Annotated in this window: 10 protein-coding genes; 3 read left to right on the forward strand and 7 right to left on the reverse strand. The window is 68.2% G+C overall.

Translation table 11 applies throughout. The annotated features are described in order from the left end of the window. Positions 1-1,248: 1,248 nt before the first annotated feature. From rpmG to topA, 5 genes are all read right to left on the reverse strand, one after another. Positions 1,249-1,416: a 50S ribosomal protein L33 gene (gene rpmG / locus TSB10P1A_RS16555; RefSeq protein WP_186389056.1), complete on the reverse strand. Its 168-nt coding sequence runs from the start codon at positions 1,414-1,416 to the stop codon at positions 1,249-1,251. 180 nt (positions 1,417-1,596) lie between these two features. Then, positions 1,597-2,340 (reverse strand): NUDIX hydrolase, encoded by a 744-nt coding sequence (locus TSB10P1A_RS16560; RefSeq protein WP_186389057.1) that lies wholly within the window; start codon positions 2,338-2,340, stop codon positions 1,597-1,599. Then, a complete protein-coding gene (locus TSB10P1A_RS16565) occupies positions 2,337-2,825 on the reverse strand; it encodes a DUF983 domain-containing protein (RefSeq protein WP_186389058.1) in 489 nt (162 codons plus the stop codon). The genes TSB10P1A_RS16560 and TSB10P1A_RS16565 overlap by 4 nt, the downstream gene beginning before the upstream one ends. Further along, complete coding sequence (gene rnr, locus TSB10P1A_RS16570) at positions 2,822-5,074, reverse strand: ribonuclease R (RefSeq protein ID WP_186389188.1); 2,253 nt, start codon at positions 5,072-5,074, stop codon at positions 2,822-2,824. The genes TSB10P1A_RS16565 and rnr overlap by 4 nt, the downstream gene beginning before the upstream one ends. 86 nt (positions 5,075-5,160) lie before the next feature. Continuing rightward, positions 5,161-7,860 carry a type I DNA topoisomerase gene (topA, locus tag TSB10P1A_RS16575; protein ID WP_186389059.1) on the reverse strand — a complete coding sequence of 900 codons (2,700 nt, stop codon included), beginning with the start codon at positions 7,858-7,860 and terminating at the stop codon, positions 5,161-5,163. Positions 7,861-8,183: 323 nt separating this feature from the next. Here topA and TSB10P1A_RS16580 point away from each other — a divergent pair, with 323 nt between their 5' ends. Then, complete coding sequence (locus tag TSB10P1A_RS16580; RefSeq protein ID WP_186389060.1) at positions 8,184-8,825, forward strand: DUF2799 domain-containing protein; 642 nt, start codon at positions 8,184-8,186, stop codon at positions 8,823-8,825. A 15-nt stretch (positions 8,826-8,840) separates the two neighbouring features. On the opposite strand, the gene TSB10P1A_RS16585 is transcribed toward TSB10P1A_RS16580, so the two are convergent. Both TSB10P1A_RS16585 and TSB10P1A_RS16590 read right to left on the reverse strand, forming a co-directional pair. Beyond that, entirely contained in the window at positions 8,841-10,346 is a 1,506-nt protein-coding gene (locus TSB10P1A_RS16585; RefSeq protein WP_186389061.1) for a PleD family two-component system response regulator, read from the reverse strand. 27 nt (positions 10,347-10,373) lie between these two features. Next, positions 10,374-10,742 carry a response regulator gene (locus TSB10P1A_RS16590; protein WP_186389062.1) on the reverse strand — a complete coding sequence of 123 codons (369 nt, stop codon included), beginning with the start codon at positions 10,740-10,742 and terminating at the stop codon, positions 10,374-10,376. Between the two features lie 156 nt (positions 10,743-10,898). Between TSB10P1A_RS16590 and TSB10P1A_RS16595 the strand changes: the two genes are divergently transcribed. Together TSB10P1A_RS16595 and TSB10P1A_RS16600 are read left to right on the forward strand one after the other, a co-directional pair. Continuing rightward, on the forward strand, positions 10,899-11,228 hold the full coding sequence (locus TSB10P1A_RS16595; RefSeq protein WP_186389063.1) for a DUF3572 domain-containing protein: 330 nt from the start codon (positions 10,899-10,901) through the stop codon (positions 11,226-11,228). Next, positions 11,225-11,905 (forward strand): hypothetical protein, encoded by a 681-nt coding sequence (locus tag TSB10P1A_RS16600; RefSeq protein ID WP_186389064.1) that lies wholly within the window; start codon positions 11,225-11,227, stop codon positions 11,903-11,905. Before TSB10P1A_RS16595 ends, TSB10P1A_RS16600 begins: the two co-directional genes overlap by 4 nt. Positions 11,906-11,934: the final 29 nt, after the last annotated feature.

Consider the following 11,934-nt stretch of genomic DNA (forward strand, 5'->3'; position numbering starts at 1 on the left):
CCGCGCCATCTCCAGCAAATATGCAAGGAATTCCAGTTCGTTATTAGAAGCAAGGTCTCTCAGTTCACGGCAAATCTGGGCGCAGTAGCGGGCGGCCTCAGAGCGGTCGTTATGGGCATCTATCGGCATTGTGTGACCCGGTTGTTGGCTTGTCGAGGCGGCATGGAAGGTTTGCACAACCATTGATTTTATACAATCATAGTACACGTCAAAAACGATCTCTGGCAAGCTGATGACGTGATATTCGCGTGCCGTACCCGCAACTTGCGCAGTTCTACGGACCTTGCCTCCGGTCGGCCCCGTGCCAGCGCGCCAGCGTCCGGACGGCGGGCGCCTGACGTGCCGGGACGACAGTCGGAGCGTGGAACGACGGCGGCGGGGATGCGGGGCCGCCCCTCCCTCTCGGATGTCGTCCCGGACGAGGTCGGAGGCCGAAGATCCGGGAACCATTGGCGCCCTTGGCGGGCATGAGACGGAAGGCGCTGGCGTTGTCCCCTTTCGCTGCTCCAGCCTCTCTCGTCGTCATTCCGGGCAAGGCGCAGCCGCGAGCCGGAACCGGAGAGCCACGGTGCGTGTGGCGTCGTTCGGGGAGCGTGTCCGACAGGCCCTCGGCTCGCCGGTCCCGCATCTCCGCTTCGCGTCGTGCGGGATGACGCCGGAGGGGCTCGTCGGCCGGGAGGACGCGCAAAAAAGAGAGGACCGGCGTCCGGGAGGAGGCGGAGAGAAGGAGAGCCGAGGAGGAATCGATCCGCAAATCCGCGGGAAACGCAACAATATTGCGAGGCCGGCGGATTAACCGATCTCATTTACATAAAAATGAAAGAAATTCTTAGCGAAGCCGGCGAGCGTGTTGATTCGTCGAAGCTTTCGAGTAGTCTTCGGGAACCGGCCGCGACCGCTCCAACCGAACCGTCGCCGCCTGTTCCTGCCGGCCGCCGCTTTCGGCTCCGACCGGCAGGGTGACCCACGGCACGTTCAGGTCCGCCGCATCTCCTGACACCCGTGGGCTTGATCGGCGTCCCCCGGGTTTGGAGTGGCCTCCTCGTGTCCCGGCCGGGACGCCGATCGCCTGCCCCCTCGCGCACTTCGCAGTTTTCTCAAGGGGGGCTCAAGGGCTCCCGGCCTCAGGGGCTGTCAGTGGCTCCCAGAACCAAGGGCTTTCGGGACGCCAAGGCCGCGTGGCGCCGCAACGCAAAAGGCCCCCGAAGGGGCCTGAAGCGGCGGGACCGATGCGCTGCGCGCGAGGTCTTACTTGATCTTGGTCTCGCGGAACTCGACGTGCTTCTTCGCGACCGGATCGTACTTCCGCTTGACCATCTTGTCGGTCATGGTGCGGGAGTTCTTCTTGGTCACGTAAAAGAAGCCCGTGTCGGCCGTCGACAGCAGCTTGATCTTGATGGTGTTTGCCTTGGCCATCGTTCTTGTCCTTGCACTTGTGTCCGGCCGTACGTCGGAGCCTCCGCTGTTCGGAGAGGACGCTCCACCGGTTGTTCTGGGAAACTGAGCGCGCACCATACGTTTCGCGCGCCCAAAGTCAAGCGGGAAGGCGCGCGGCGCTCCCGGTTTCGCGCCCCGATCCGCGCCCCGATCCGCGCCTCAGATCTCCTCGCGCACGAAGCCCTTGCCGCGCCAGTAGTAGAACGGCACCGGATGGGCCGGATCGAGCTCGGGATCCTCGGCAAGCCGCGCCTGCAACTCCTCGATCACCGTCAGCGTGATCGTCGGCAGTTCCAGCGCCTTGGCCTCCTGCAGGGTCAGCCAATGCACCTCCTCCAGCTCGCCGGAGGGGCCGGTGCCCGAGGGCAGTTGGTCGGCCACCGCATCGGCGAAGACGGCGAGGAAGCGCGTGTCGAAGCGGCGCGGCCGGCGCGGCGGAGTGATCGCGCGGGCAATCAGCCGCACCGGCGACAGGTCCGGCAGCAGATGGCGCTCGGAAAAGGCGGCCATGTCGCCGGCGCCCTGCCAGTCGATGTCGCAGCGGGAGCCGACCAACAGGCCCGCCTCCTCATAGGTCTCGCGAATCGCCGCCACGGTGAAGGCGCGGGTGCGGGCGTCCGTCTTCGGTCCCTTCATCGCATGGGCAAGCTTGCTGGCGACCACCGGATGGTAGTCGCCGACGACCGGCACGCGGCTGTCGGCCGGGTCGACCCGGCCGCCGGGAAACACGAACATGCCGGGCATGAAGCGGTGCCGCATGTGGCGGCGGCCCATCAGCACCCGGTGGTTGCCGTCGTCCCTGCGGTCGAGCACCAAGAGCGTCGCCGCATCCTTCGGCCGCAGGTTGGGATTGTCCATGTAGCGCTCGGCTTCCGACAGCCGGCGGACCAGAAACTCGCTCATGAACGGGTGCCGTCTCCGCCGAAATCATAGGCCGGCTGGTCATCGCCGATGGCGTTGGGGTCGAAGCCGTGCATGTAATTGGCCCATTGCAGGCCGATCAGCGCGCCCTTGATCGGCGGCAGGCAGACCAGCGTCATCGCGACGATCAGCGGCAGCCACAGCGCCATGTGCACCCACATCGGCGGCACCGTCATCACCTCGACCGCGAGCGCGATCGGCAGCACCACGTGGCCGACCACGAAGATGGTGAAATAGGGCGGCGCGTCGTCGGCGCGGTGGTGGTGGAGCTCCTCGCCGCAGGAGGCGCAGACCGGCTCGACCTTGAGATACTTGCCGTAAAGGCGCCCCGTTCCGCAGGCCGGGCAGCGCCCCTTGGCGCCCAGCAGCATGGCGCGGCCGACATCGCGCTTGGGCTTGGCGTCCAGGGAGCCCCTGGCCGCGGCGGTGCCCACAAGCTCGGGCGATCCTGCATAGGTGACTGTCATGTGCGCCGTCCTTTCGATGGCCGCCCCCTCGGCGGCTGCCCGGTCTTGCCCGGGACACCGGCACTGCCGCTCTTGTGCTTGCGGCTGCGCGCGATGGTGCGCTCACGCGCATTCCTTCGCTTGTGATAGTGACCTTCGCTCAAAAGTTCAAACCGCAGCGCCCCCGCGTAAGGGGCCGCCTCGACCAGCCGGACCTCGACCCGGTCGCCAAGAGCGAAGGTTTCCCCGGTGGTTCGCCCGCTCATCGAATGCGACGATTCGTCGTAATGGTAATAGTCGGCGCCAAGGGTCGAGGCGGGCACGAACCCGTCCGCGCCGGTGTCGTCGAGGCGGATGAACAGGCCCGACTTGACGACGCCGGAGATCCGCCCGGCGAAGCGCATGCCGACCTGATCGGCCAGCCACAGGGCGATCAGCCGGTCGATCGTGTCGCGCTCGGCCAGCATCGCCCGCCGCTCGGCCGCCGAGACGTCGGCGCCGATCATCTCCAGCCGCCCCTCCATGCCGTCCGGCAGCCCGTCGTCGCCGAGCTTCAGCGCCCGGATCAGGCCGCGATGGACGATGAGATCGGCATAGCGGCGGATCGGCGAGGTGAAATGGGCGTAGCGGCGCAGGTTGAGGCCGAAATGGCCGATGTTCTGCGGCGAATATTCCGCCTGGGCCTGGCTGCGCAGGATCACCTGGTTGACCAGCTCGGCCTCCGGCGTGCCCTCGACCTTCCGCAGGATGCCGTTGAAAGCCGACGGGCGAATGCCGCCGCTCGAGGCAAGGCGGATGCCGAGCGTCCCCAGGAACTCCTTCAGCGCCTCCAGCTTTTCCGGGCTCGACGCGTCGTGGACGCGGTAGAGCAGCGGAACGCCGTGCTTCTCCAGCGTCTCGGCCGCCGCGACATTGGCCTGGATCATGAATTCCTCGATCAGCTTGTGCGCGTCGAGGCGGGCCGGCACATGGACGCCGTCGACGGTGCCGTCCGGCTTCAGGCGGATCTTGCGCTCGGGCAGGTCGAGGTCGAGCGGCTCGCGCGCTTCGCGGCCGCGCTTCAGGCAGGCATAGGCGGCCCACAGCGGCCTCAGGACATCGTCCAGCACCGCATCGGCGACGATGCCGCCCTCCCCGTCGATGGCCGCCTGTGCCTTGTCGTAGGAGATCTTCAGCGCCGAGCGCATCATCACCCGGTGGAAGCTGTGACGCAGCTTGCGCCCCTCCCCGTCGAAGACCATGCGCACGGCCATCGCCGGGCGCTCCTCGCCCTCCTTCAGCGAGCACAGCCCGTTGGACAGCGCCTCGGGCAGCATCGGGATCACCCGGTCGGGGAAATAGACCGAATTGCCGCGCAGATGCGCCTCGCGGTCGAGCGGCTCGCCGGGGCGGACGTAATAGGCGACATCGGCGATGGCGACGGTGGCGATATAGCCGCCCTCGTTGGCCGGGTCGTCGTCGGCGACCGCATGCACCGCGTCGTCATGGTCCTTGGCGTCGGCCGGGTCGATGGTGATCAGCGGCAGCTTGCGCCAGTCCTCGCGGCCCGACAGGGTGGCGGGCGTCGCCGCCTCCGCCGCCTCGATCACCCGGTCGGGGAAGTCATGCGGGATGCCGTGGGTGTGCAGGGCGATCTCGGAGACCGCCATTTCCGAATGCATGGCGCCGATGCGGCGGACGATGCGCCCGCGCGGCAGCCCGTAGCGGCCGACCTTGGTGACCTGGGCGCCGACGAGGTCGCCGTCTACCGCGCCCTTGAGATCGCTCGTGTCGATCTCCAGTTCCTTCTGCTTGCGGTCGATCGGCTCCAGGAAGGTGCGCCCGCGCGCCTGGCGCAGGATGCCGAGGACGCTGGAGGACTGGCGTTCGAGCAGCTTGATGATACGGCCGGCGCGGGACGCCTCGTCCCCCGTCGGATCGCCGGTGACGCGCACCAGGAGCCGGTCGCCGAGGCCGGGCACGCGCACGTCGGACTTGTGCGGATCGGGCAGCACCAGGAGGCGCGGCGGCGTCCCGTGGTCGTCCTGGTCCCAGCTTGCCGGCTCGGCCAGCAGCTCGCCGTCGCTGTCGCGCCCGGTGACGACGACGACCAGCACCGGCGGCAGGTCGCCGGGGCGCGACAGGCGCTTCTGCCGCTTTTCCAGCAGCCCGTCATCGGCCATCTCGCGCAGCAGCCGCTTCAGATAGATGCGGGCCCCGCCGGTGATGCCGAAATGGCGGGCGATCTCGCGCTTGCCGGCCATGCCGGGATTGTCGGCGAGGAAGGCCATGATCGCGTCACGGCCCGGCAGCTCCGCTGTGCCCTTGGTCTTTTCGCCCTTTTTCGCCGCGCGCGGACGTTTCGGCGCCTTGGTGCTCAAGAAGCGCCATCCGCGGCGGCGCTCGCCTTCTTCGGCTTCGCCGCCGGTTTCTTGGCTGCTGTCGTTTTCGCGGCGGGCTTCTTCGCCGGCGCCTTCTTCGCGGCGGGCTCCTTCTTGGGCGCAGCCTTCTTGGCGCCCTTGCCCGACTTGCCGGCCTTGGCGTTGACGATCTCGATCGCCTCTTCCAGCGTCACCGTCATCGGGTCCTTGCCCTTGGGCAGGGTGGCGTTGACCTTCGCCCACTTGACGTAAGGCCCATAGCGGCCGTCCTGCACGGTGATCGGCCCGCCGTCCGGATGCGCGCCGAGCTCCTTCAGCGGGGCGGCGGCAGCGCCGCCGCGCGTCGACTTCGCGCGCTTCTGGGCCAGCGCATCGACCGCGCGGTTGATGCCGACGGAGAACACCTCGTCGGCGCTTTCCAGATTGGCATAGGTGCCGTCATGCAGCACGAAGGGGCCGTAGCGGCCGATGCCGGCGGAGATGATCTTGCCGTCCTCGGGATGCGGGCCGACCTCGCGCGGCAGCGACAGAAGCTGCAGGGCCTTGTCGAGATCCATATCGGCGACCTGCCAGCCGCGCGGCAGCGAGGCGCGCTTCGGCTTGGCCTCCTCGCCGAGCTGGACATAGGGGCCGAACCGCCCGGAGCGCAGGGTGACGTCGAGGCCGCTCGCCGGGTCCTGGCCGAGCAGCTTCGGGCCGTCGGCGATCTCCGCATCGCCCTCCTCGCCGCCGCCGGCGGCCGAAAGCTGGCGCGTGTAGCCGCAATGGGGCGGGTTCTCGTTGGGAACCTTGCCCTCCAGCTTGTCCTTGTCGTAGTTCGAGCAGCCGACAAAGGCGCCGAAGCGGCTGACCTTCAGCGACAGGCGGCCGGAGCCGCAGACCGGACACTTGCGCGGATCCTCGCCATTGCCCGTGTCCGGGAAGACATGGGCGGCCAGCATCTCGTTCAGCGCGTCCAGCACCTGCGACACGCGCAGGTCCTTGGTGTCGTGCACCGAGAGGGAGAAGTCCTTCCAGAAATCGCGCAAGACATCCTTCCACGACAGTTCGCCGGCCGAGATGCGGTCGAGCTTTTCCTCCAGTTCCGCCGTGAAGTCGTATTCGACATAGCGGTTGAAGAAGCTTTCCAGGAAGGCGGTGACGAGCCGGCCCTTGTCCTGCGGGATCAGGCGCTTGCCGTCGAGCGTGACATAGTCGCGGTCGCGCAGGGTCTGCAGCGTCGAGGCATAGGTCGAGGGGCGGCCGATGCCGAGCTCTTCCATCTTCTTGACCAATGTCGCCTCGGTGAAGCGGGCCGGCGGCTCGGTGAAGTGCTGCGCGGTCTCGATCGACTGGCGCTCCACCTTCTCGCCCTCGCTCATGGCCGGCAGGCGGCGGGCGTCCTCGTCCTCTTCGTCGTCGCGGCCCTCCTGATAGAGGGCGAGGAAGCCGTCGAACCGCACGACCGAGCCGGTGGCGCGCAGGGTCGCCGACCCGCCAGCGCCGCTCGCGTCGATATCGACCGTGGTGCGCTCCAGCACGGCGGATTCCATCTGCGAGGCGATGGTGCGCTTCCACACCAGCTCGTAGAGCCGGGCGGCATCGGGATCGAGATAGCGGGCAACGTCGCGCGGGCGGCGGGTCAGGTCGGTCGGGCGGATCGCCTCGTGCGCCTCCTGGGCGTTCTTCGCCTTGGAGGAGTAGTGGCGCGGCTTTTCCGGAACGTAAGTGTCGCCGTAGTCCTTGCCGATCACCTTGCGGGCCGAGGCGATGGCCTCGCCGGCGATCTGCACGCCGTCGGTTCGCATATAGGTGATGAGGCCGACGGTCTCGCCGCCGATATCGGCGCCTTCATACAGCTTCTGGGCGATCTGCATGGTGCGGGCGGCAGCGAAGCCGTATTTGCGCGAGGCTTCCTGCTGCAGGGTCGAGGTGGTGAAGGGCGCGGCCGGATGACGGCGCTGCGGCTTCGATTCAACGCTCGCAACCTTCAGCGAGGCAGCGCGCAGGAAGGCGGCGATCCTGTTCGCCTGCTCCTCGTTGGCGATGTCGAGGCGGCCGAGCTTCTTGCCGTCGAAGGCGGCGATGCGCGCCTGGAAGCCAGCGCCGCCCGCCGTCGTCAGATTGGCCAGCACCGACCAGTATTCCTGGCGCACGAAGCGCTCGATCTCGGCCTCGCGGTCGCAGACGAGGCGCAGGGCGACCGACTGCACGCGGCCGGCCGAGCGGGCGCCCGGCAGCTTGCGCCACAGCACCGGCGACAGGGTGAAGCCGACGAGATAGTCGAGCGCGCGGCGGGCCAGATAGGCATCGACCAGCGGCTCGTCGAGCTCGCGCGGATTGGCCATCGCGTCGAGCACGGACTTCTTGGTGATGGCGTTGAAGACGACGCGCTGGACCGGCTTGTCCTTCAGCGCCTTCTTCTGCCGCAGCACCTCGAGCACATGCCAGGAAATCGCCTCGCCCTCGCGGTCGGGGTCGGTCGCGAGGATCAGGCGGTCGGCATCCTTGACGGCGCGGACGATGTCGTTGAGGCGCTTCTGCGACTTCGCATCGACATCCCAGGTCATCGCGAAATCTTCGTCGGGCAGCACGGAACCGTCCTTGGGAGGCAGGTCGCGGACATGGCCGTAGGAGGCGAGGACCTGATAATCCGAGCCAAGATACTTGTTGATGGTCTTGGCCTTGGCCGGCGATTCCACAATGACGATATTCATGAGACCCCAAACAGGAAAACGGGTGCGCCGACCCGTCCGGACGGCGCCTTGCAACGGATACGGCCTGCGCGACTGACGCGGGACGATCCCTCAAATCTATGGCCGCTGTCAAATGACCTTTCCGACGAGGCGGGTCAAGGGCGGCACGGCGACGCGCAGCGACAGGGTGCGGCAGCGGCACCAGCAGAAGGGCGTGACGCGAAGCGGCGGCAGGTCGCAGCCTCAGGGCCGTTGCGCCCGCCCCGCCCGGTCCTGTAAGGAGAACATGCCGTTGGGGGGGCATATACCCGGTCGGCACGTCTTGGCTCACACGGGTGCATGTCATGAAATATGTTCTTCACGCAGCCTTGCTGCTGCTCGGCGCGGGCCTTCTCGCCGGCTGCGAAACCGTTTCCAAGGAACAATGCCTTGCCGGCGACTGGAGCGAGATCGGCCGCGCTCACGCCGCCCAGGGCTACCCGTCCTCGCGTTTCGAGGACGTGACCAAGGATTGCGGCCGCCACGGCGTCACCCCCGATCCGCAGGCCTATATGAGCGGCTGGAGCGAAGGCGTGCTGCTCTACTGCACCCCGCTGAACGGCTTCAACCTCGGCCAGCAGAACACCAGCCTGTCGCCGATCTGCCCGCCCAACCTTGCCGGCGAGGCCGAGCGCGCCCACCGGCTCGGCCAGCGGCTGTGGTCCTCGCGCGACCGCCTCACCAGTCTGGAGCGGCGCATCGACGAGCGCCAGCGCGAGATCGACCGCCTCAACGCCGACCTTGGCCGGGTCAACTGCAGCGACAAGTCGGGCGACGAGCTGACCACCTGCCGCAACCGCCAGAACGACCTGCGCCAGAAGGTGCAGGACGCCCGCTTCAACATCCAGGAAGCCCGTTTCGAGCTGAACGACCGGCGCCGCGACTATGAAGCGACCAGATGGCAGGTGGAGGAGGAAGCCCGCCGCACGATCCCCGGCTACCGCTAGGAGGACGCCTGGGGCTCAGCCGGTGCGGGCGCCGCGGCCGGACGACGGCGCCGGAGCGGCCTCGCCCGCCGGAGCGCTGTCGGGACGGCCGGCCGGCGCATGGTCCATTCGGGTCTGCGCCTCGGCCTGCTCCATTCGGGTCTGCTCCCCGGACTGCTCCCCGGACTGCTCCAGCGCCACGCGGTTGCGCCCCTCGCCCTTGGCCCGGTACAGCGCCTGGTCGGCGCGCTTGAGCATCTTCGGGCCGCTGTCGCCCGTTCCCCGATAGCTGGCGACGCCGATGCTGACGGTCACCAGCATCTCGTCGTCGGACGGCAGGCGGAAGGGCTCGGCCTCGATGACCTTGCGCAGCCGCTCGGCGATGCCGGCGGCCTTGTCCAGGTCCGTCTCCGGCATCAGCATGACGAATTCCTCGCCGCCGAACCGGCAGGCGAGATCGAGGCTGCGGGTGTGCGAGCGCAGCCGCCGCGCCACGTCGCGGATCACCCTGTCGCCGGCGTCATGGCCGTGCAGGTCGTTGATCCGCTTGAAATGGTCGATATCGACCAGCATCAGCGCCAAGGGCAGGCCGGCCTCCGCCGCCTGGCGCAATTCGCTCGCCAGATGCGTCTCCAGATAGCGCCGGTTGCGCAGGCCCGACAGCGGATCGGTGACCGCCATCGCCAGGGTCTGCTCGACATCCGCCGCCAGCCGGTCCATCGCCCGCTTGCGGCTGACCTGGGTGCGCACCCGGATCAGCAGTTCGGTCTTGTCGATCGGCCGCGCGACATGGTCGTTGACGCCGAGATCGAGCCCCCGCGTCACCCGCGCGGTGTCGTCCGCATCGGCGATCAAGACGATCGGCACCAGCCGCGTGCGCTCCAGCGAGCGCAGTTGCGAGACGAGGCGCAGGGCGTCGTAGCCGGCCATGCGCAGGTTGATCAGGATCGTGTCGTAGCCGCCATCGGCGGCGCCCAGCAGCGCCTGCGGCGCGGAGGGCTCGACCACCACGTCGTAGTCGCGCGCGAGCGCGGCAGCGAGCCGCTCGGCCGAGGCGGGCCGGTCATCGACGACGAGCACGCAGGCTGGCGCCTCGCCGGCCGGGTCGAAGTCGCTGGCAAGGCCGAATTGCGATCCGGTCTGGGCGCGCAGGCGCAACTCGTCGCTGAGCCGCTTGAGGCCGATCAGGTTGCGCACCCGCGCCACCAGCGCGACATCGTTGACCGGTTTGGTGAGAAATTCGTCGGCCCCGGCGCGCAGGCCGCGGATCCGGTCCTCGGCCCCGTCCAGCGCGGTGATCAGCACCACCGGGATATGGGCGCTGCGCGGGTCGGTCTTGATCCGCCGGCAGACCTCGAACCCGTCGAGGCCGGGCATCATCACGTCGAGCAGCACGATGTCGCAGGGCCAGCCGGCGAGGATCTCCAGCGCCTGGGCGCCGCTCACGGCGGAGCGGACCTCGAAATACTCGGCGCCGAGCCGGGCTTCCAGAAGCCTCACATTCGCCTTGACGTCGTCGACGACGAGAATGCGCCCGCTCATGCCCGCCCGTTGGCCCCCGTCCGTCGGTCAGTCGCCCAGATAGGAACGAACGGTTTCCAGGAACTTGGCGACCGAGATCGGCTTGGAGATATAGGCCTCGCAGCCGCCCTGCCGGATCCGCTCCTCGTCCCCCTTCATGGCGAAGGCGGTGACGGCGATGACCGGGATCGCCTTGAGGTCGTCGTCTTCCTTGATCCACTTGGTGACTTCGAGGCCGGAAACCTCCGGCAACTGGATGTCCATGAGAATCAGTTGCGGACGATGCTCGCGCGCCAGCTCCAGCGCTTCCATCCCCGTGCGGGTCTGCAGCGTCTGATAGCCATGCGCCTCGAGAAGATCGTGAAACAGCTTCATGTTGAGTTCGTTATCCTCAACAATCAGCACGGTTTTAGCCATAGTATTCGCCTTCGTCCCCGCGCCCGGCCTACCCGCGGCTCACATGCCGGCACGAGACCCGTGCCGGCTTGGCGAGAGCGTGACTGGCGTCGGCCCCTTACCCACGATAGGTACCATATATCGTAGAGGGAATTCGTTTCGGAAAGGCAAACGCGAATGATCGCGCGGCATTCATCCCGGCTGGGACCCGAGGAAGCGGAGGCGGTCGCCGCCGACGCGCTCGGCTATCTCGCCCATGACATGGAGCATCTCGGCCGCTTCCTGGCTCTCGCCGGCATCGGCCCGGCGGAGCTGCGCCAGGCGGCGAGCGAGCCCGGCTTCCTGATCGGCGTGCTGGAATTCTACATGGGCCACGAGGCCCTGCTGCTCGCCTTCTGCGAGGCGCGCGGCCTGCGCCCGACCACCATCGCCACCGCCCGCCACGCGCTCGATACCGCCCATGGCGCGGACGGCTTCGGGGACGGATCCGGGGACAGCGGCGCATGAGCGCGCCGACCCCGGTGCTGCCGGCAACGCTCGACCAGATCCGCCGGCTGCACGCGGCACAGCCCGCGCGCCCTGCCCGGCCGCTGGTCATCTGCGACGTCGACGAGGTGGCGCTGCTGTTCCTCGTCCATCTGGAGGAGCATATGGGCCGCTCCGGCCACCGCTTCCTCAGCCACGACTACAAGCTCACCGGCAACATCGCCGATGCCGCCGGCACGCTGCTGGAGGCGGTGGTGGTGCGGGCGCTGATCCAGGCCTTCTTCGACGAATGGGTCGAGCGGCAGCAGCCGGTGCCGGGCGCCGCCGACGCGCTGGCCGGCCTTGCCGGGGTCGCCGACGTGGTGTTCCTCACCAACCTGCCCGGCGACTGGAACCGCGAGGGCCGCATCCGCACCCTCACCAGCCACGGCATGACCTATCCGCTCATCACCAATTCCGGCCCCAAGGGCGGCGCGGTGGCAGCCCTTGCCGCCGGGCGCAGCGCGCCGGTCGTCTTCATCGACGACAGCCCCGCCAATATCCGCTCGGTGCGCGACAGCCATGCGGGCAGCACCCTGGTGCATTTCATCGCCGACCGGCGCTTCTTCGCCGGGGCGGAGGATATCGCGGGAACCGGCCTCAAGACCCATGACTGGAACACGGCGGCAACGTATATTCGCCAGGTGATCGGCGGCTGAGAGCCCACCCCGCCGCCGAAGGACCGGAG

It is taken from the genome of Stappia sp. TSB10P1A, from assembly GCF_900185725.1.
Taxonomy (GTDB): Bacteria; Pseudomonadota; Alphaproteobacteria; order Rhizobiales; family Stappiaceae; genus Stappia.

Excerpts from the sequence above, each read along its gene's own strand:
- TSB10P1A_RS16600 (WP_186389064.1), top strand. The coding sequence starts at position 11,225 with ATGAGCGCGCCGACCCCGGTGCTGCCGGCAACGCTCGACCAGATCCGC.
- rpmG (WP_186389056.1), bottom strand. The coding sequence starts at position 1,416 with ATGGCCAAGGCAAACACCATCAAGATCAAGCTGCTGTCGACGGCCGAC.
- TSB10P1A_RS16595 (WP_186389063.1), top strand. The coding sequence starts at position 10,899 with ATGATCGCGCGGCATTCATCCCGGCTGGGACCCGAGGAAGCGGAGGCG.
- TSB10P1A_RS16585 (WP_186389061.1), bottom strand. The coding sequence starts at position 10,346 with ATGAGCGGGCGCATTCTCGTCGTCGACGACGTCAAGGCGAATGTGAGG.
- rnr (WP_186389188.1), bottom strand. The coding sequence starts at position 5,074 with ATGGCCTTCCTCGCCGACAATCCCGGCATGGCCGGCAAGCGCGAGATC.
- TSB10P1A_RS16565 (WP_186389058.1), bottom strand. The coding sequence starts at position 2,825 with ATGACAGTCACCTATGCAGGATCGCCCGAGCTTGTGGGCACCGCCGCG.
- TSB10P1A_RS16580 (WP_186389060.1), top strand. The coding sequence starts at position 8,184 with ATGAAATATGTTCTTCACGCAGCCTTGCTGCTGCTCGGCGCGGGCCTT.
- TSB10P1A_RS16560 (WP_186389057.1), bottom strand. The coding sequence starts at position 2,340 with ATGAGCGAGTTTCTGGTCCGCCGGCTGTCGGAAGCCGAGCGCTACATG.
- TSB10P1A_RS16590 (WP_186389062.1), bottom strand. The coding sequence starts at position 10,742 with ATGGCTAAAACCGTGCTGATTGTTGAGGATAACGAACTCAACATGAAG.
- topA (WP_186389059.1), bottom strand. The coding sequence starts at position 7,860 with ATGAATATCGTCATTGTGGAATCGCCGGCCAAGGCCAAGACCATCAAC.